A 20,153-nucleotide genomic window follows, 5' to 3' on the forward strand; every position below is an offset into this window, starting at 1 on the left:
GAATTAAATGGCAATTATGACATATATTCAGGCAATAACATCCGCTCTGAGAGAAGAAATGCTAAGAGATGAAAAAGTATTTGTATTAGGAGAAGACGTAGGGAAGAAAGGCGGTGTTTTTCGGGCTACTGATGGCTTGTATGATGAATTTGGCGAGTACCGCGTTTTAGATACTCCATTGTCCGAGTCTGCCATAGCGGGTGTAGGAATAGGTGCCGCTATGTATGGAATGCGTCCCGTTGCGGAGATGCAGTTTGCAGATTTCATCCTTCCTGCTGTAAACCAAATTATATCAGAAGCAGCCAAAATTCGTTATCGCTCGAACAATGATTGGAACGTTCCTATGACGATAAGAGCTCCGTATGGTGGTGGAGTTCACGGGGCACTCTATCATTCTCAATCAGTGGAAGCTATATTTGCTAATCAACCAGGGCTAAAGATTGTCATGCCTTCCACTCCATATGATGCTAAAGGACTTCTTAAAAGTGCTATACGAGATAATGATCCTGTTCTTTTCTTTGAGCATAAACGAGCCTATCGCCTATTAAAGGGAGAAGTTCCGGAAGAAGACTATACTCTACCAATTGGCAAAGCAGAGGTAAAGCGCGAAGGTGCAGATATTACGGTAATCACATATGGTTTATGTGTTCACTTTGCCCTGCAAGCAGCAGAAAAATTGGAAAAGGAAGGAATTAGCACTCATATTCTTGATCTACGTACGGTGTATCCGCTTGACAAAGATTCCATTATTGAAGCAGCTAAAAAGACTGGAAAAGTGTTGTTAATTACGGAAGATAATAAAGAAGGAAGCATTATTGGAGAAGTGGCTGCTATTATAGCTGAAAATTGTTTGTTTGATTTAGATGCGCCGATCAAAAGACTCGCGGGCCCTGATGTACCGGCAATGCCGTATGCACCTACTATGGAGAAGTTTTTTATGATTAATCCGGAAAAATGTGAAAAGGCAATGCGCGATTTAGCTGAATTCTAAATTGGAATTGGAGGGATACTCAGGTGACTACAGAAAAAATAACCATGCCCCAACTCGGGGAAAGTGTAACAGAAGGAACAATTAGTACTTGGCTTGTAAGTGTAGGAGATAAAGTCAATAAATATGATCCAATAGCAGAAGTATTGACAGATAAAGTAAATGCGGAAGTGCCTTCATCTTTCACTGGAAAAATAGTCGAATTAACAGTGGAGGAAGGGAAAACTGTAGCTGTCGGTGATGTTATATGTATTATTGAAGTAGAAGGAAATGATAGTGTAACGACTGAGCATGAAAATAAAGAAAATGTAGTATTAGAAAAACAAAATACTGATCATACAGATCATTCCATGAAAAAGAGATACTCTCCTGCTGTCTTAAGATTAGCACAAGAGAATGATATTGATTTAACTTCTGTTATGGGAACAGGAAGAGGTGGCAGAATTACCCGCAAGGATATTGAAAAGCTCCTTGAGACAGGTATAACAAATTCAACAAATAATCCATCACAACCTCGTGAATCCCATGAAAGTAATAAAGGCAAGTCAACCGCTCCTGCTGAATCAGTTTCAGCTGCTCTCGATGGGGATATAGAAATCCCTGTAACTGGAGTACGAAGAGCCATAAGTGAGAAGATGGTTCGGTCAAAACAAGAAATTCCTCATGCTTGGATGACAGTGGAGGTAGATGTTACAGACTTAGTATCTTTTCGAGATAGTAAAAAGGATGAATTTAAGCGGAAAGAAGGGTTTAATCTTACTTATTTTGCTTTCTTCGTAAAAGCCGTTGCTACAGCCCTAAAGAAATATCCTCAACTAAATAGTACTTGGGCTGGAGATAAAATCATCCAGCGCAAGGATGTCCATCTATCCATTGCTGTTGCAGCAAATGATTCGTTATTTGTACCTGTTATTAAGCATGCAGATGAGAAAAGTATAAAAGGAATTGCGAGAGATATACATGAGTTGGCAATGAAGGCAAGGGAGAAACGACTTACACAAGAGGATATTCAAGGTGGTACCTTTACAGTGAATAATACTGGTTCTTTCGGCTCTATCCAATCCATGGGAATTATTAATCATCCACAGGCAGCTATATTGCAAGTAGAGTCAATTGTTAAACGCCCTGTAATTATAAATAATATGTTCGCAGCAAGAGACATGGTTAATCTTTGTCTTTCACTTGATCATCGAATACTGGATGGTCTGATATGTGGACAATTTTTAAGAGAAATTAAGCAAACGCTGGAAAAAATGAATGAAGATACCATTTCGATTTATTGAATAAGTAAAAAATATTGAATTAAATAATTAATCTTGTTAATCTAAGATTAGGCATTTATATTCTGCGGTAAGGAGAGGGATATTATGGATTTTAATTTGTTCATGAACGACATTGTTAATGCTGCAAGGAAAGATATAGTAGAGGCGGGCTATGATGAGTTAACAACACCTGAAGAAGTAGATCAAGCATTTGCAAAAGAGGGTACGACCCTAGTAATGATAAACTCTACTTGTGGTTGTGCTGGAGGAGTAGCAAGACCAGCAGCTGCTAATTCTATTCATTTCGACAAACGTCCCGATCATCTGGTTACAGTATTTGCGGGCCAGGATGCTGAAGCAACAGAAAGAGCTAGAGAATATTTTGAAGGTTTTCCTCCTTCATCCCCTTCATTTGCTTTAATGAAAGATGGCAAGGTTGTTACTATGGTAGAACGCCATGATATTGAAGGACACAGCCCTATGGAAGTTACGAGCAAGCTTCAAGAAGTATTTGATAAATATTGCGAAGAAGTTTAATAACGTTTAAAAGGTGATTCTAATTATAGAATTACCTTTTTTATTATGAAAACAAAAGTGTAGTAAATAAAACAAATTTTGGATAAACTTCTGATTAGTTTAATTCAAGATAGTGCATAAAACGCCCGGAAACACATTGAAAATATGTGCTCGTGATTTCCGCTGCGGGCAGTACGCTTTCCGCGGGCAACGCCTCAGCCTCCTCGGAAGAAAACCGCTTCCTGCGGGGTCTTCGGCTGTTGCTTTTCCCGCAGGAGTCGACTGCCCTCCGCTGCAATCACCTCATTATAGCTGGGTAGTGTTTCCTCTATAAATTGTTTAAAGATGAAAAAGCACAATTCAGCGAAGGAAATACACGGAGACTCCTGCGGGATGAAAAGCCTAGTTGAGACCCCACAGAGACGTTAGTCTCGAGGAGGCTCAACAGCGCCCGCGGAAAGCGTAGTGTATTTCCGTAGCGGTTCTCAGCACTATTCTAAATTCAGTTAATCAACATTTTCTATCAACTATGAATCATTTTATAAAAAACAATACACAAATCAAAAAAAGCAAAGACTACCTATCCAGGTAAATAGTCTTTGCATTTTTTAGTTGAAGGATTTTTATAAATAAATAAAATATGCTAATCCTGCTGTTATTGTAGACAGAACCATAGCAAGAATCATAATATAAACGATTAATTTTTGTCTTTTTGCGCGTTTGGATTGTCTTTTAGTCATATGATTATTTTTATTTGATGTAGTACTAGCCAAATTAAGTCCTCCTTTAAATCCAGCGAAACCTACTTTCATTGTAACTTGAAAATTAACTCTGGACAAGTACTAAAAAGAGATCGAAAAAATAATATATAGAGTATTGTTAGAAAATAAGGGAAAGGAGGCACTTCCTTTATGGATGAGAAACATCATGCTGAAAAAGCAAATTGGGAGAAATTGGTGGATCAAACTTTAAAGCGCTTTCCTGAGAGGTCGCAGAATTTTACAACCTCCTCTAGCATTAAAGTAAAACGTCTCTACGATTCTGAGCCGGAAAGCAATCAGCTAGGATATCCTGGAGAATATCCTTACACAAGGGGTATTCAGTCAACGATGTACCGCAGTCGCTTATGGACAATGAGACAGTACGCAGGATTTGGTTCTGCAAAAGAAACAAATAAGCGCTTTCGCTATTTATTAGAGCAAGGACAGACAGGCTTATCGATCGCATTTGATTTACCAACACAAATTGGCTATGACTCTGATGATGCTATGTCAGAAGGAGAAGTTGGGAAGGTAGGGGTCGCTATCGATACGCTAGCCGATATGGAACAATTGCTTGATGGTATTCCACTAGATAAAGTTAGTACGTCGATGACGATTAATGCCCCTGCATCTGTGTTGCTTTGTATGTATTTAGCTGTAGGTGACAAACAAGGTGTTTCCCTTTCAAAATTAACTGGAACGATACAAAATGATATTTTAAAAGAGTATATAGCAAGGGGAACCTATATTTTCCCGCCAAAGCCGTCTATGCGCCTTATTACTAATATCTTTGAATTCTGTCATGATTACGTGCCAAAATTTAATACAATTAGTATCTCCGGCTATCATATCCGGGAAGCTGGGTCCAATGCGGTACAAGAAGTCGCATTCACAATTGCGAATGGTATGGCTTACGTAGACGCTGCTATTGAATCAGGACTAGAAGTAGATGATTTTGCACCAAGGTTAGCCTTTTTCTTTAATGCTCATAATAATTTCTTTGAAGAAATAGCTAAATTCCGGGCAGCTAGACGGATATGGGCTAAGATTATGAAAGAACGCTATCACGCTAAAAGTGAGAAAAGCTGGAAGCTGCGTTTTCATACCCAAACTGGTGGTTCTACATTGACAGCTCAACAACCCGATAACAACATTGTGCGTGTAACTATGCAGGCGCTTGCTGCAGTGTTGGGAGGCACTCAAAGTCTGCATACAAACTCCCGAGACGAGGCATTGTCATTACCGACTGAAGAATCCGCTCGTATTGCATTGCGTACACAGCAAATCATTGCATATGAAAGTGGCGTCGCGGATACAATTGATCCATTAGCGGGTTCTTACTATGTTGAATCGTTGACTCTTGAAATAGAAAAAGAGGTTCAAAAATATTTAGAGAGAATTGACGACATTGGTGGAGCAGTAAAAGCCGTTGAAGAAGGATATATGCAGCGAGAAATACATCAAAATGCATATCAGATTCAAAAGAACATTGAAAATCAAGAAGAAATTATCGTAGGGCTTAATAAATTTCAATTAGAAGAGGAAGTAGAACCGGATCTTCTTAAAGTTGATGAAACATTGGAGAAAGAACAAATCGCTTCTCTTATTAAAATAAAGCATGAAAGAGATGAAAATGCTGTACAAAAAGCATTGGCTACATTAAGAGATGATGCATGTCAGCCACAAGTAAATTTAATGCCTGCAATATTGGAAGCAGTCAAAGCCTATTGCTCAGTAGGAGAAATATGCAATGTTTTTAGAGAAGAATTTGGAGAATACACTGGAGTTTAAGGAGGATTTAGATGGGGAAAAAGATTCGGGTGTTAGTTGCTAAGCCAGGGCTAGATGGGCATGACCGAGGTGCATTGGTCATTTCACAAGCATTAAGAGATCATGGAATGGAGGTTATCTATACGGGGCTTCGTCAATCTCCAGTTCAAATTGCACAAGCGGCAATACAGGAGGATGTAGATGTTATTGGATTATCTTCTCTTTCAGGTGCGCATAAAACTTTATTTCCTAAGGTAATTGAAGAATTAGAAAAAAGAGACGCAGCAGATATTCCTGTCATTGGTGGCGGGGTAATACCTAGTGAAGATATTCCTTACCTTTTGGAAAAAGGAGTAAAGAAGATCTTTACAAGTGGATCATCGACAGATTTACTTGCTAACTATATTAAAGAACTGATTGAACCAGGGAAAAAGCAGAATCAGCCACCAAAAAAGATAGCTCATATGGAGTAGCGGTTCCTTCCATTGATGAATCTTTGGGGTTATATACGGATGTATTAGGAATGGAGCTAATAGGGGTAGAGGAAGTAGAATCAGAAGGAGTGAAAATAGCATTTATTAAAATTGGGGATACACAATTAGAACTGTTAGAGCCATTACATGAAGATTCCCCAATAAAGACTTTTCTAAAAAAAGAGGACCAGGAATTCATCATATTGCCTTAGAAGTAGACGAGATTGAAGAACGTTTAAAGCAGTTAAAAGCGCAAGGGTTGCAACTTATAAATGAGAAACCAAAAGAAGGCGCCCACAAAACACAGGTTGCATTTATTCATCCGAAATCTTTCAGTGGCGATGAACGAATTGAAAAGCAGCATGCTAAGGGAAATATGACAGAAAGAGAGCGGATTACATACTTGCTTGATGATGAAACATTTGTTGAGTTAAACCCATTTATTGAAACCCGGTCTTCGGACTTTGGAATGAATCATAATTATACAAAAGGAGAAGGGGTTATAACTGGTCCATTACTGCTGCTATCTTCTTTCCATGCATTTCACCAAGGGCTCCACCATAAACTGTAAAATCTTGTGCAAAAGACGATGATAGTTCTCTTGGAAATCCATGAGCATTTTGCTAAAAATATTGTAGTTGGATTTGCCCGAATAAAAGGGCGGGGAGTGGTTTAGTTTGCAACCCAAGTATTTAGCTGGTGGGCTTGATATTGATTCGAGTGACAAGGCTGCAAGATTTATCCGTTTCTGTGACTCCTTTAATATTCCTATTATTACATTTGAGGATGTTACTGGCTTCTTCCCCGGTGTACAGCAGGAACATGGCGGGATTATTCGACATGGAGTGAAGATACTTTATGCCTATTCTGAAACAACCGTTCCTAAAATAACAATAATAACACGAAAGGCCATTGATGGGGCTTATGTGGCTTTAAATAGTAAATCTATTGGGGCAAATCTTGTCTATGCTTGGCCAACACAGAGATAGCGGTTATGGGGCCAGAAGGAGCAGCAAATATTATTTTCGCAAAAGAAATAGCAGAAAGCGATAATACGGAGCAAACTAGAAAGGTTAAAATTAATGCTTACCGAGAAAAGTTTGCTAACCCATATATTGCTGCAGGTTTAGGAATGATAAATGATGTGATTAATCCAAGGGAAACCAGGATTAAACTTATACAAGCGTTAGAGATGCTGGAAAATAAACAGGAGAATAGACCTTACAGGAAGCACGGTAATATTCCTTTGTAAAAAAATGAACTTGTAGTAACCTAGTATCAGGAGGTTATGATAATGACAACAGTGAACGAAGAAAGATTAGTAAAAGAATTTTTTGACTTAGTTAAAGTGAATTCTGAAACAAAGCATGAAGGAAATATAGCTGCTGTTTTAAAGCAAAAATTCTCTGAGTTAGGTGTTCATGTGATAGAGGATGATAGTAAAGAACGAACAGGCCATGGAGCCGGAAACTTAATTTGCACTTTAAAGGGAAATAAGGAAGGAGTAGATCCAATTTATTTCACTTCTCACATGGACACAGTTGTACCAGGTAATAATATCAAGCCATCTATTGTAGATGGACAGATAGTCTCAGACGGTACAACAATATTAGGTGCTGATGACAAAGCTGGTTTAGCAGCTATTATCGAAACGCTTCGCTTGATCAAGGAGCAAGATACCAAGCATGGAGATATTCAATTTATTATTACCGTTGGAGAAGAATCTGGTCTAGTAGGAGCGAAAGCATTAGATCCAAAGATGATTCATGCAAAGTACGGCTATGCACTAGATAGTAATGGTGAAGTAGGAGACATTATTATAGCCGCTCCAACACAAGCAAAAATTTCTGCCATTATAAAAGGAAAAACAGCACATGCTGGTGTAGAGCCGGAAAAAGGAATCTCTGCTATCACCATAGCGGCAAAAGCCATTTCGAAAATGCCACTGGGGAGAATTGATGAGGAAACAACTGCAAATATTGGACGCTTTGAAGGTGGAAAGCAGACAAACATTGTGGTAGATCATGTAGAAATCTTGGCAGAAGCTCGTTCACTTGTACCTGAAAAAATGGAAGCACAGGTTGACAAAATGAAAAAAGCATTTGAAGAAACAGCTAAGAGTTTTGGCGGTGAAGCGGATGTCAATGTGAAGATAATGTATCCTGGGTATAAACAGAACGCAGGCGATCAAGTAGTAGAAATTGCTAGAAAAGCCGCTAAAGCAATTGGCAGAGAGAGCAAGCTGCTGAAAAGTGGTGGAGGAAGCGATGCTAATGTTATTGCTAGCTTTGGAATTCCTACGGTAAATCTTGCAGTAGGATATGAAGGAATTCATACAACAGACGAACGAATTTCTGTAGCGAACTTAGTTAAAGTGACAGAGTTAGTAGTTGCCATCATTCAAGAAGTTGCAAATAGTTAATGACCAAGACACCCTTCCAAAAGAAAAAAGGGTGTCTTTCTGTGTTATAATGATTATAGAAAAAAGGGTACACAGGAAGTTGTGACTTCTCTGAACCCAAAAAAGGATGTTTGAACAATGGCAGTTTCTAATCAGAGGAAGGGCCGAATAATATTTCATATTGATATGAATTGCTTTTATGCATCCGTTGAAATGGCATATAATCCAAGTTTGAAGGGGAAACCTATAGCAATTGCAGGGAATCCGGAAGAAAGAAGAGGGGTCATCGTAACTAGCAGTTATGAGGCAAGAGCTAAAGGGGTTAAAACCACCATGAATATTTGGCAAGCGAAAAAACTTTGCCCAGATCTAATTGTGATGAAACCAAACTTCGATCGTTATCGTGCCGCCTCTAGGGAACTATTTAGAATTTTGTCTGAAATCACCCCTTACGTGCAGCCTGTATCGATTGATGAAGGATATATGGATGTTACGGATGTTCATCAATCCAATAATGCTTTAGAATTAGCTCATGTTTTGCAACAAAAAATTCTAATGGAATTGGACTTGCCGTGCAGTATAGGAATTGCACCAAATAAGTTCCTGGCTAAAATGGGGTCGGATATGAAGAAACCACTCGGAATTACCGTACTGCGTAAACGGGAATTAAACAAAACATTATGGCCACTATCTGTTAGCCAGATGTATGGCGTTGGTGAGAAAACAGCGGATAAGTTAAATGCACTGGGAATTGAAACAATAGGTGATTTAGCAAAATCAGATACCTATCAATTAAAACAGGTATTCGGAATAAACGGTGAGCGCTTGAAGAACCGAGCGAATGGCATTGATCTTAGACCGGTAGATCCTGATGCTATCTACGACTTTAAAAGTATTGGAAATTCTCAAACCCTGCCTGAAGATACAATAGATATTGACCAAATTAACAAGCTAATGACCCAATTGGCTGATAATGTCGAAAGGCGAATGAAACGAAAAAATGTAGCAGGTAAGTCTGTTCAGCTCATGATTCGCTACCATAATAGGAAAACCATTACTAGAAGCAAGAAGCTCCAAAGTTATATTGATAAGAAAGAAGAAATATTGATCATTGCTCAGGATTTATTCCATAGACATTGGACGGAAGAGCCAATCCGATTATTAGGGATTACTGTTCAAGACGTGGAGGAAAAACAAAATATAGGTAAGCAATTAGATTTGTTTACGTATGAAGATGATGCGAGTAAAGAAACTCTATTTAGTACGATAGATAAGCTTACAGAGAAATATGGGGAGAATCCTTTTATTCGTATACAGGGAATAGATACAAATAATGATCAACCCCGAACTAGCTTTCAAAAGGATTTCTTAGATGATTTTAAGAAATAGAGTAGAGAAGTAGCTTAAGTAAAGACTACTTCTCTATTTCATTATACCTTTTAAGACTTTGTCATTCACTTTTCCACCCGGATAACGGAAGGGCAGGTCAAATTTTGTTGTTTGCTTTAAAATACTCTTGGTGTGTGAGAATGTATCAAAACTATATTTTCCATGATATGCTCCAGTACCACTTGCTCCGACTCCTCCAAATGGAAGATGTGGGTTTGCTAAATGGAAAAAGGTATCATTAATGGAACCCCCACCAAAGGAAACATATTCAATAACTTGCTGCTGGATTGTTTCATTCTCACCAAAATAATATAATGCGAGCGGCTTTTCACCCATTTTTATTTTATACAGGGCGTCGTCTAAGCTGGAAAAGCTAACTACCGGCAGAATAGGACCAAATATTTCCTCCTGCATAATTGGATCTTCGAAAGTAATCCCATCTAAAATAGTAGGTTCAATCATCAGTGTCTCTCTGCTTGCATTCCCACCATGTATAATGGTTCCATTGGTTAAAAACCTCGACAATCTATCAAAATGCGGCTCATTAATAATTCGTGTATAGTCTGCATTGCGCAACGGATTTCTTCCATAAAAAGCACGAATGTATCTTTTCATTGATTTCAGGAATTTAAACTTGACTTTATCATGGACAAAAACATAGTCAGGTGCAACACACGTCTGACCTGCATTCGTAAATTTTCCCCAAGCTATCCGTTTAGCTGCTAGATTAATATTAGCGTCTTCATCTACAATTGCAGGGCTCTTCCCTCCCAGCTCTAATGTTACTGGTGTAAGATGCTCACTTGCAGCCTTCATGACTTCTTTACCAACCTTTGTACTTCCCGTAAAGAAAATATAGTCTACTTTTTCTTTGAGTAAGGCTAAACTTACTTCTTTTTCTCCCTCAATAACAGCAAAATACGATGAATCAAATGTTGTTTTGATTAGTTCAGCAAGTAAGGATGAAGTTGCTTTAGCATGCTCAGATGGTTTTAAAATAACACAATTACCTGCAGCAATGGCACCAATAGCAGGTGCTACGGCCAATTGTAATGGATAGTTCCATGGTGAGATAATTAAAGCAACGCCATACGGTTCTTTCATGATATAGTTTTTTGTCCCTTTATGTGTCATTGGAGCAGTAACTTTCTCGGGAGTCATCCAGTGACGAAGGTTTTTAATTGCGAAATCAATCTCAGTATATAAGAAGCCGATCTCGGTCATTAATGCTTCATGTTTAGATTTATTTAGATCTAGCCTTAAAGCACGGTAGAACTTCGATTCATTCTTTTTTAGCATATCTTTTAGCTTTTCCAGTTGTTTTTTTCGGAATTCATATGTCATGGTATTCCCATGCCTGAAATAGGTATGTGCATCTTCTACTATTTGTTTTATTCGCTCCATACTAGTCTCCTTATTGTTGATATTCAATGGATGTATGATAGAAATCTTCTGCTATAACTGTATTCTCGAATAGCTCTTGTGCTTCTCTTAAAAGGGACTGAGTTGTCTCATTTTGATATCGAGAAGAGATATGTGTTAGAACTAATCGTTTTACATTTCCGTTACGTGCCAGTGCTGCTGTTTGAGTAGTAGTAGAATGGTAGTAATTCTTGGCTAACTCTTCATGTTCTTGAGCAAATGTGGCTTCATGTACCAACACATCCGAGTTCTTAATAAATTCTATATGTTCGTCCCGATAACGAGTATCACCAAGGATAGATACTATCCGCCCTTTTTTATTTGGACCTATAACATCCTTCCGAAAAATAACCTGTCCATTATCTAATATCACACTAGGATTCTCTTTGATTTTACTATATATAGGACCTGGTTTTATGCCTAAATCCATTAATTTGTTAACTAGTAATTCACCAGGGCGATCTTTCTCTATTATTCGATATCCAAAGGATGGTATGGCATGGTCAAGCTTTTTTGCATAAACGTGAAAGGCTTCTTCTTCCACAATTATTCCTTCGTCAATCTCAATGATTTCTAAAGGGTAAGTGAGATGTGATTCGCTTAAGGTGAGGCTAGTCTCTATATACTGCTTAATCCCAACAGGACCATAAACTGTTAGGGCTTCCTCTCCTCCCTGAAACGACCTGCTGCTTAGTAAACCTGGTAAACCATAAATATGATCACCGTGTAAATGGGTAATAAATATCTTGTTTATCTTTCTTGGTTTAATGGAAGTTTGTAAAATCTGATGTTGTGTTGCTTCTCCACAATCAAATAACCATATATGATTGATTTCTTGTAACAATGAAAGCACAATGGCAGTTACATTACGTTCCTTAGAAGGTAATCCTGCTCCTGTGCCCAGGAATGTTAACTCCATATGTAAATCCTCCGCTTTTTTATTTCGGGTAATGTTCCCTTCTGATAGTTCGAGCGATATCTGGCACATCTGTAAATATACCATTACAACCTAAATCAAAGCTTTTATAGATGGAAGGGGACGTATTAACCGTATATACTCTTACTTTCATATTCGCCATTTTGCTTTCTTCTATAATCCTGCTCGTTAATAATCGGTACTTAATATGAAGAGCGTTCGCACCTAGATGTCTAGCGCTAGTTACTAAGTTTTTATTTTTCCTAGAGGTCAATAATGCAATTTCAATGTATTGATTTAAAGCTTTTAAACGATTGACACTTAAAGGATTAAAAGTAGATAGTACGGTTTTATCAAGGAGCTTATAAGCTTTTAACATATCGTAAACTATAAACTCCAGATTTTTATAATCAATTTTGTTATTTTTTAATTCAATATTAACCTTTAAAGGTTTGTACCTGACCCAGGCTAAGAACTCCTCTAACGTTGGAATAATTTGACCAGAATAATTATTGCCAAACCAGTTACCAGCATCCAGCTCTTTTAATTCATGATAGGTATAATCTTTCACAAGTCCAATTCCATTTGTTGTTCGACTTAATTTTTCGTCATGGATCAAAATAGGGATATTATCTTTCGTTAATTGCACATCCGTTTCAATCCCATCGGCTTGCATCTTATATGCTAGTTCAAACGCAGCCATTGTGTTCTCAGGAGCATATTTACTTGCACCACGATGTGCATAAATTTCTGTACCCATCTTTATCCCTCTTTCATAATCATCTGTTTTTAACTTAATTGCAAAACATGATATGATAGCTACTGAGGTGATAGTCTTGCAATTAAGTATAACACCAATTGCCGAAGAAAAATTGAAAGAACTCAGAAATAACGACAGCAGTTATCTATTACTATGGTACGATACAGATGGCTGTGGTTGTGGAGTAAATGGATTACCAACCATTCGTTTTACCAATGAAAAGCAACCTTTTCATGTACAGGTCTCAAATGCAGTGTACCCAACTATCATAGCAAAACAACAAGCTGTATTCTTTGCCGAAGATATGAAATTGGATTATAAAAATGGTTCTTTCCGATTAACTACTTCTGAAGAAATGCTTAATCCGTTTATTCCAGTACAGTCTATATTAGAAAAAAAAGTTTAGGTTGATACAGTATGTATCAACCTTTTTAAGTCCCAAGGTTATAATCTCATGTTTTTCTAGCAAAGATTTTGCTTCATTCAGTAGAGGATCGGTCCCTTAAAGTCTTATCTATGCTGTTTATAGGTTATAGCTTTGGTTAGATCTTGTAATTCCTCATATGTTTCTTTAGAAAAAGTGGAAGGTTGATAATTGTTGACATTTTCTTTTACCTGTTCTACTGAACTAGCACCAAATACAGCAGAAGCAACTGCTGGATGATGTAAAACATATTGAAGTGCGAGTTTTTGGATTGATTCTGATTTACTATACTGCTTTAATTCCTGATATATGTTTAATAATTCCTGATATGAATAATCAAGGTAACCGTCTCGTGCCTTTTTCTCAATGACTTGTTCTCCGGTATCACTAAGCATACCTTTCCCGAGAGGCCCTCTAGCGAGAACGCTTATTTGGTTTCGTTCTAATAAATCCAGAACTTCTTCCTCTGGTCGACGGTCAAGTAAATTATATTGTGTCATTACACCATCAATAGAAGACTTCTCTACATATTTGCGAATGACATTTGGCCGAATAGAGGAGATGCCATAAGCTCTTATTGCTCCTTCTTTCTTTAACGTTTCAAACGCCAAAATAGTTTCATCAATCGGATCGTCTATTGTTCCTCCGTGGAGCATACAGAAGTCAATATAGTCCGTATTTAATCTGCGAAGGCTATCTTTGACCGCTCTAATTATATAAGTTTTTGATGGGTCCCAAAACCACTTCTTTTTATTTTTGTCAAAGTGATTTCCAACCTTTGTAGTTAAAATAATTTGATTGCGCTTATCTTTTATTACGTCACCGACAATTTCTTCATTTAGGCCAAAATCATATAAATCAGCAGTGTCAATGTGGTTAATACCAGCATCAATTGCATAATCGATAATCTGTTTTGCTTTTTCTTTATTTGTTCCCAGAGACATTGCACCAAGAGTAAGTTCCGTAATATAAATATCTGATTTCCCTAATTGAATTTTCTTCAAAGTGACCCTCCGTTCAGATAGTGTTCTCCTTTTCTACTATAGCGTGTTCTTCTTTATATTTCATCTGATTCGACCAAAGATGCGTATGTATTCTTAGATTAATCTTAGTCATTCTAGCAAGCAAAATGCCTCATTCCCTTAACTGTGATAAAATAAATCTAACTTATAATGAGGAAGGTAAATACTATGAATAAATTTGAGGAAAAAACGATAAAGACAGAGAAAATATTTGAAGGGAAAATTATTAGTCTGCAGGTGGATGAAGTAGAACTGCCTAACGGGAAAACATCCAAACGGGAGTTAATTAAACATCCAGGAGCGGTAGCTGTAATTGCTATTACGGATGACAACAAAATCGTATTGGTAGAGCAATATCGTAAACCGTTAGAGAAGACATTGGTTGAAATACCAGCAGGGAAATTAGAGGACGGAGAAAATCCTATTATTGCAGCTATAAGAGAATTAGAAGAAGAAACCGGTTATACTACAAATGATCTGCATTTTGTTACTTCCTTTTATTCTTCTCCAGGATTTGCTGATGAGCTCCTGCATATTTATATTACCAACGAGCTTACGAAAGTTGATAATCCAAAACCTGGTGATGAAGACGAGTTTGTGGAAGTTTTAGAGTTAACATTAGATGAAGCAAAACAGCTTGTTACAGAGGAACGCATACATGATGCAAAGACAAACTATGCAATACTGTATCTACACGCATTAGAAGGAAGGGAATAAGTTGAATCAACTCTTTGCAGACTTGCATATCCATATAGGTCGAGATATGTATGACAAACCAGTTAAAATTACTGGCGCAAAGCAACTAACTTTAACGAATATATTATTGGAATCAAGTAGAAATAAAGGGATAGAGTTGATTGGAATAATTGATTGTCATGTCCCTGCTGTTCAGGAAGAGATAATCCGACTGATAAACGAAGGACTAGCCTATGAACTCGAAGAAGGTGGTATTCGTTTTGAAAGGACAACTTTAATTTTAGGCTCTGAGATAGAAGTTTATGATGAACATTGTCAAGGTCCGATTCATGTGCTTTGTTTTTTACCTAATCTCCATGCAATGGAAGAGTTTACGGCATGGTTGGCAAAACGGATGAAAAATATTACATTAAGTTCGCAACGTTATTATGGAACTGGAAAAGCACTTCAGTATAAAGTAAAAGAACTTGGTGGACTCTTTATACCAGCACATATATTTACTCCCTTTAAGAGCCTATATGGAAAAGGGGTGAAACATAGCTTATCTGAAATACTGGATGCCGATTTAATTGATGCGATGGAATTAGGGCTAAGCTCAGATACGATGTTAGCAGACCAAATCAGTGAGCTTCATCGGTACACGTTTGTGACAAATTCGGACGCACACTCTTTGGCCAAGATAGGTCGTGAATATCAAGAAATGAATATGAAGGAGGCGTCCTTTCAAGAATTGAATTTAGCATTACATGAAGTGGATGGGAGAAGAATTAGCAGGAATTTTGGTATGGATCCAAGATTGGGTAAATATCACTCAACCGTTTGCAGTCAATGTTTTACCCCTGTTTCATACTCGGCATCTACCTGTCCAACTTGCGGCTCAAAGAAAATTATCCGCGGAGTAATAGAGAGAATAGAGGAATTAAGTGACGGAGTTAAGCCAAATAGAGAAAGACCTACGTACCAATATCAAGTCCCTCTAGAATACTTACCCGGTCTAGGTCCTAAAACCTATCAAAAATTACTAAAGAACTTTTATACTGAAATGAATATCATTCATAAGGCAACTTTCGAGCAGTTAATTGAAGTAATTCCTGATAAGCTTGCTAGAAGTATTGTCGATATGAGGAAAGGGAACCTTTTCGTTCGCAAAGGCGGAGGAGGTCGTTACGGAAAGATTCTACCGGAGGAACTTTGAATAGAATTTAAGAGATTTACTAGATTTAGGAATGATTAATGGGAATCCTTCATATTTTTTAATATAAGCGTCATTATGGAATGGAGGATTCCCAAAAATGTATAGTCGTAATAGAGCTCTTATATTCGAGCATATAAAAGAACATGCAAAGATCTACTTATTTATGATTATTTTATTTTTAACAGGTATTATTTTTGGAGCAATTATAGTAAACAGTATGCATTTTATACAGAAACAGGACTTGTTTTTTTACCTTGAACGGTTCTTCGGCCAAATTGTAAATGAGCACGGAATTGAAAATAATATTATTTTGAAAGAAAGCTTCCTTTACCATGCAAAATACTTGTTTCTACTTTTCTTATTAGGCTTATCAGTGATTGGTTTACCATTAATTTGGGTACTGTTATATGTAAAGGGACTAGTTATTGGCTTTTCTGTTGGATTCTTAGTTAATCAGCTTGGCATTAAGGGACTTCTTTTAGCTTCCCTTTCAATTGCTCCGCAAAATGTGATTATCATTCCTATCTATATTATAGCTGGTAGTGTAGCAATGATCTTTTCTCTCATATTACTCGGCAAATTATTTTCTCGTAGACCTTCCGAATCGATCGTACAGCCTTTCAGTCGCTATGCAGGGGCTTTCGTACTTTTAGTTGGTATATCATTTCTTGCCTCTATTGTAGAAGCGTATGTTGCAAATAATTCTATGACTTTACTCATTCAATCCCTATATGAATAAACATTTTACTTGGACGATGTAATTGTCCCAAAGTATCTTTAGAAATATTTCTACCTTTATTTTTAATAATTGATATTATATAATAATTATTATTAATATCAATTAGAATTAAAATACTTTGACACGACTTTTTTGGATGCATATAATAAAGATTGGGATATGAGGGAGGCAACCTGTTATGGAACATCGGATAGAGCGAATAAAAAAACAACTGCATGCACAAAGCTATAAACTAACTCCGCAAAGAGAAGCAACTGTAAGAGTGTTGCTAGAAAGAGAAGAGGACCATTTAAGTGCTGAAGATGTTTATCTATTAGTAAAAGAAAAAGCTCCTGAAATCGGATTAGCAACCGTTTATCGTACATTAGAATTATTATCCGAATTAAAGATTGTAGATAAAATTAACTTTGGTGATGGAGTATCTCGCTTTGACTTGCGTAAAGAGGGTGCTAAGCATTTTCATCATCATCTAGTTTGTATTGAATGTGGTTCAGTAGAAGAAATTGAAAATGATCTTTTAGAAGACGTAGAGAAAATTGTCCAAAAGGACTGGGGATTTCAAGTGAAAGATCATCGCCTCACTTTTCATGGCATCTGCAGACAATGCCAAGAGGCACAACCTAAAGGCAGCGGAGTAACAAGCTCATTAACCGAATAACTACTTACTAAATTATGTTATAGGGACGAAGAATGCTCAACGATGCCTTTTTTCCGTTTGGAAGGAGGCTTTTATTTTTTCTGTAGACCACGTATATAGTTGCATAAATTTGGCATATCTTTAATATAGGAAACTATTATCATTAAAGGAGATACGCCATATGAAACAATTAGTATGGGATACCGTGAAAGTATTTGTTATATTTACGATTTGTACTTGGCTTTTTTATTATGGGCTGCGATTAATGCATGCAGAATATGAAAACTATCATCGCTATGATCCGCCAGAGGGGCCTTCAGTTAAAGTGTTTCAATCCGATGAAAGTTTTATTGATAGATTTAATGTATTATTTCGATTAGAGGAGTAATTATATGCTAAAAGAAGCATTGGAGGATTATTTTCATTTTTTACAAATTGAGAGAGGATTATCCGATAATACTCTAAAATCATATAAAAGAGATTTAAGGGATTACATAGAATATCTCTCAAAGGAAGCAAATAAAGGGTCGTGGGATTTTGTTACCAGAAACGATATTATTACCTTCTTATATAAATTAAAAGACGGAGGGAAATCTACCGCAACTATTTCTAGACATATTGCTTCCATCCGTTCCTTTCACCAATTTCTTATAAGGGAACAAGTTACTACACAGGATCCAAGTTTACATATAGAAACACCGAAAAAGGAAAGAAAACTGCCGGATGTCCTTTCTCAACAAGAAGTGGAAAAACTGCTTATGATGAAAGAGGATACACCTTTAGCAGTTCGAAACAAAGCAATGCTGGAATTATTGTATGCTACAGGTTTACGTGTCAGTGAAATGATTACGCTTAGAATGAGTGATTTACATTTAACGATGGGCTTCATTCAATGTTTTGGGAAAGGGTCCAAAGAAAGAATTGTACCAATCGGAAATGTTGCTGTACAAGCTGTAGAAAATTATGTAAATCATGCAAGATCCCAATTGCTGAAAAAGCAAAATACCGAAAATGTCGTATTTGTTAACCAACATGGCAGGCCGTTGTCTAGACAAGGGTTTTGGAAAATATTAAAAAAGATTGCTAAAGAAGCAGGTATAGAGAAAACAATAACGCCTCACACATTAAGACATTCCTTTGCTACTCATCTCTTAGAGAATGGTGCTGACTTGCGAATAGTACAGGAAATGCTTGGTCATGAAGATATTTCAACAACTCAAATTTATACACACGTGACGAAAACTAGATTAAAAGATACATATCAGACTTATCATCCAAGAGCGTAATAAGTTATTTAACTGTAATCTTCCAAAAACTTGTATGAATTGATTGTTCATAAGATGAAGTTAAGCAAAGTGGGAAGAGGACTATTTTTCGCATTTTACACACGCTTATCTTTAAGCGAATATACATTCTTATAGTAAAACGAAAGACATCAGATTCTTGATGTCTTTTTATTTTTCTTCTGTATAATGAAAAACGCTTCTGGGAATCCTATGTGTATATTGACTGTTGGAGGTAAAACAATGAGAAAGCACAAGATATTGATTAGCATGATAGTTTCTATTTTCTTTCTTTCAACGATGCACGCTTATGCAGAGGAAGTTTCAGAAGAAAAGAATGAAACATTGAATCTAGCAGAGGAGGCGAAGTCAGCTATTTTAATCGAGCGGGACACAGGAACCATTTTATTTGATAAAAATGTACATGAAAAATTAGCTCCTGCAAGTATGACTAAAATTATGACACTCCTGTTAATTATGGAAGCTATTGATAAAGGTGAATTGAAGAAGGATGAAACAGTTCGTGTAAGTGAACGTGCTGCTTCGATGGGTGGCTCCCAGATTTTCCTTGAAGCTGGAGAAGAAATGAAAGTAAATGATTTAATAAAGGGAATAGCTGTTGCTTCAGGTAATGATGCAAGTGTTGCACTTGCAGAAAGGTTAGCCGGTAGCGAAGAGGCTTTTGTTCAGATGATGAATAAGAAAGTGAAGGAACTCGGTTTAGAGAACACAAATTTTAAAAATACAACAGGTTTACCTGCAGATGAGCATTTTAGTACGGCCTATGATATGGCTATCATTGCTAAAGAATTATTAAAGTATGAAGATATTACAAATTACACTTCCATTTATGAAGATTATCTAAGAAAAGGGGAAGAAAATGAATTTTGGTTGGTAAATACGAATAAATTAGTCAAGTTCTATCCTGGGGTGGACGGATTGAAAACAGGTTATACCAGTGAGGCCAAGTATTGCTTAACCGCTACTGCAGAAAAAGAAGATATGCGGGTTATTGCAGTGGTAATGGGCGCTGAAACACCTAAAGAACGAAATGCAATAGTATCTAGTATGCTGGATTATGCATTTAATCAATATAAAACCAACAAAATCTTTGAAAAAGATGAAGTGATTACAAATCTAGACTTGTTAAAAGCGGAAAAGGAACATGTAGATGTCGTGGCATCTGAATCGGTAAGCACCATTCATCCTAAAGGAGAGAATATAGACAATATATCGACAGAAGTCACGCTAAAACCAGATGTTGAATTACCATTACATAGAGGAGACAAAGTAGGAATGTTAAGAATTAAGAATGGCGAAGAAGTACTCTCGGAGATACCTCTTACAGTTAATGAAGATATTGAACAAGCATCTTATATAACTCTTTTTAAACGTACTATAAAAGAAATGGTGAAATATAGATAAATTCATCTACTTTCATAGAATAACTACTACTTTTGTCGGTTAGCAGGAAATGGCACCGCTCATAAAGAAAATAG

General features: G+C 36.9%; 19 protein-coding genes and 2 pseudogenes. 16 read left to right on the forward strand and 5 right to left on the reverse strand.

From position 1 onward, the window contains the following. The first annotated feature begins 7 nt into the window (after nt 1-7). The 3 genes from D8M04_RS02325 (at nt 8) to D8M04_RS02335 (ending at nt 2,787) form a co-directional block, all read left to right on the forward strand. Entirely contained in the window at nt 8-991 is a 984-nt protein-coding gene (locus D8M04_RS02325) for an alpha-ketoacid dehydrogenase subunit beta (RefSeq protein ID WP_121521019.1), read from the forward strand. 23 nt (nt 992-1,014) lie between these two features. Then, nucleotides 1,015-2,271, forward strand: coding sequence for a dihydrolipoamide acetyltransferase family protein (locus D8M04_RS02330; protein WP_121521021.1), 1,257 nt, complete (start codon nt 1,015-1,017; stop codon nt 2,269-2,271). A gap of 84 nt (nt 2,272-2,355) precedes the next feature. Continuing rightward, complete coding sequence (locus tag D8M04_RS02335; protein ID WP_121521023.1) at nt 2,356-2,787, forward strand: BrxA/BrxB family bacilliredoxin; 432 nt, start codon at nt 2,356-2,358, stop codon at nt 2,785-2,787. 602 nt (nt 2,788-3,389) lie between these two features. Here D8M04_RS02335 and prli42 read toward each other — a convergent pair. Further along, a complete protein-coding gene (gene prli42 / locus D8M04_RS02340; RefSeq protein WP_121521025.1) occupies nt 3,390-3,539 on the reverse strand; it encodes a stressosome-associated protein Prli42 in 150 nt (49 codons plus the stop codon). Nucleotides 3,540-3,677: 138 nt separating this feature from the next. Between prli42 and D8M04_RS02345 the strand changes: the two genes are divergently transcribed. The 5 genes and pseudogenes from D8M04_RS02345 to D8M04_RS02370 all read left to right on the forward strand — a co-directional run bounded on the left by D8M04_RS02345 (nt 3,678) and on the right by D8M04_RS02370 (nt 9,560). Beyond that, the gene (locus tag D8M04_RS02345) at nt 3,678-5,318 is read left to right on the forward strand and encodes an acyl-CoA mutase large subunit family protein (protein ID WP_121521027.1); all 1,641 of its coding nucleotides are present in this window, start codon (nt 3,678-3,680) and stop codon (nt 5,316-5,318) included. 11 nt (nt 5,319-5,329) lie between these two features. Beyond that, nucleotides 5,330-6,110, forward strand: a pseudogene (mce, locus tag D8M04_RS20110) (methylmalonyl-CoA epimerase); the annotation flags it as partial. Nucleotides 6,111-6,374: 264 nt separating this feature from the next. Next, nucleotides 6,375-7,022 (forward strand): annotated as a pseudogene (locus D8M04_RS02360) (carboxyl transferase domain-containing protein); the annotation flags it as partial. A gap of 42 nt (nt 7,023-7,064) precedes the next feature. Beyond that, nucleotides 7,065-8,192, forward strand: a complete 1,128-nt coding sequence (locus D8M04_RS02365) for a M20/M25/M40 family metallo-hydrolase (protein WP_121521031.1) — start codon at nt 7,065-7,067, stop codon at nt 8,190-8,192. 117 nt (nt 8,193-8,309) lie between these two features. Then, entirely contained in the window at nt 8,310-9,560 is a 1,251-nt protein-coding gene (locus tag D8M04_RS02370) for a DNA polymerase IV (protein WP_121521033.1), read from the forward strand. Between the two features lie 33 nt (nt 9,561-9,593). On the opposite strand, the gene D8M04_RS02375 is transcribed toward D8M04_RS02370, so the two are convergent. The 3 genes from D8M04_RS02375 to D8M04_RS02385 are packed head-to-tail and all read right to left on the reverse strand — an operon-like array spanning nt 9,594 to nt 12,658. Beyond that, the gene (locus D8M04_RS02375; protein WP_121521035.1) at nt 9,594-10,964 is read right to left on the reverse strand and encodes an aldehyde dehydrogenase; all 1,371 of its coding nucleotides are present in this window, start codon (nt 10,962-10,964) and stop codon (nt 9,594-9,596) included. A 10-nt stretch (nt 10,965-10,974) separates the two neighbouring features. Beyond that, nucleotides 10,975-11,901 carry a ribonuclease Z gene (rnz, locus tag D8M04_RS02380; protein WP_121521037.1) on the reverse strand — a complete coding sequence of 309 codons (927 nt, stop codon included), beginning with the start codon at nt 11,899-11,901 and terminating at the stop codon, nt 10,975-10,977. Nucleotides 11,902-11,920: 19 nt separating this feature from the next. Next, nucleotides 11,921-12,658, reverse strand: a complete 738-nt coding sequence (locus tag D8M04_RS02385) for a glycerophosphodiester phosphodiesterase (protein ID WP_121521039.1) — start codon at nt 12,656-12,658, stop codon at nt 11,921-11,923. 76 nt (nt 12,659-12,734) lie between these two features. On the opposite strand from D8M04_RS02385, the gene D8M04_RS02390 reads away from it, so the two are divergent. Further along, nucleotides 12,735-13,064 carry an iron-sulfur cluster biosynthesis family protein gene (locus tag D8M04_RS02390; protein ID WP_121521041.1) on the forward strand — a complete coding sequence of 110 codons (330 nt, stop codon included), beginning with the start codon at nt 12,735-12,737 and terminating at the stop codon, nt 13,062-13,064. 104 nt (nt 13,065-13,168) lie between these two features. Here D8M04_RS02390 and D8M04_RS02395 read toward each other — a convergent pair whose 3' ends face one another. Then, on the reverse strand, nt 13,169-14,086 hold the full coding sequence (locus tag D8M04_RS02395) for an aldo/keto reductase (RefSeq protein ID WP_121521043.1): 918 nt from the start codon (nt 14,084-14,086) through the stop codon (nt 13,169-13,171). Nucleotides 14,087-14,272: 186 nt separating this feature from the next. Here D8M04_RS02395 and D8M04_RS02400 point away from each other — a divergent pair, with 186 nt between their 5' ends. The 7 genes from D8M04_RS02400 (at nt 14,273) to D8M04_RS02430 (ending at nt 20,079) form a co-directional block, all read left to right on the forward strand. After that, nucleotides 14,273-14,821, forward strand: coding sequence for an NUDIX hydrolase (locus tag D8M04_RS02400; protein WP_121521045.1), 549 nt, complete (start codon nt 14,273-14,275; stop codon nt 14,819-14,821). Between the two features lies 1 nt (nt 14,822). Next, on the forward strand, nt 14,823-15,995 hold the full coding sequence (locus tag D8M04_RS02405) for an endonuclease Q family protein (protein WP_121521047.1): 1,173 nt from the start codon (nt 14,823-14,825) through the stop codon (nt 15,993-15,995). Nucleotides 15,996-16,092: 97 nt separating this feature from the next. Then, on the forward strand, nt 16,093-16,734 hold the full coding sequence (spoIIM, locus tag D8M04_RS02410; protein WP_121521049.1) for a stage II sporulation protein M: 642 nt from the start codon (nt 16,093-16,095) through the stop codon (nt 16,732-16,734). 178 nt (nt 16,735-16,912) lie between these two features. Then, complete coding sequence (gene fur, locus D8M04_RS02415; RefSeq protein ID WP_121521051.1) at nt 16,913-17,392, forward strand: ferric iron uptake transcriptional regulator; 480 nt, start codon at nt 16,913-16,915, stop codon at nt 17,390-17,392. 160 nt (nt 17,393-17,552) lie between these two features. Then, nucleotides 17,553-17,759, forward strand: a complete 207-nt coding sequence (locus D8M04_RS02420) for a DUF4227 family protein (protein WP_187695393.1) — start codon at nt 17,553-17,555, stop codon at nt 17,757-17,759. Between the two features lie 4 nt (nt 17,760-17,763). Beyond that, nucleotides 17,764-18,657: a site-specific tyrosine recombinase XerD gene (gene xerD / locus D8M04_RS02425; RefSeq protein ID WP_121521055.1), complete on the forward strand. Its 894-nt coding sequence runs from the start codon at nt 17,764-17,766 to the stop codon at nt 18,655-18,657. A 240-nt stretch (nt 18,658-18,897) separates the two neighbouring features. Continuing rightward, nucleotides 18,898-20,079, forward strand: coding sequence for a D-alanyl-D-alanine carboxypeptidase family protein (locus tag D8M04_RS02430; RefSeq protein ID WP_121521057.1), 1,182 nt, complete (start codon nt 18,898-18,900; stop codon nt 20,077-20,079). Nucleotides 20,080-20,153: the final 74 nt, after the last annotated feature.

Source organism: Oceanobacillus piezotolerans, assembly GCF_003665065.1.
Classification (GTDB): domain Bacteria; phylum Bacillota; class Bacilli; order Bacillales; family Amphibacillaceae; genus Oceanobacillus; species Oceanobacillus piezotolerans.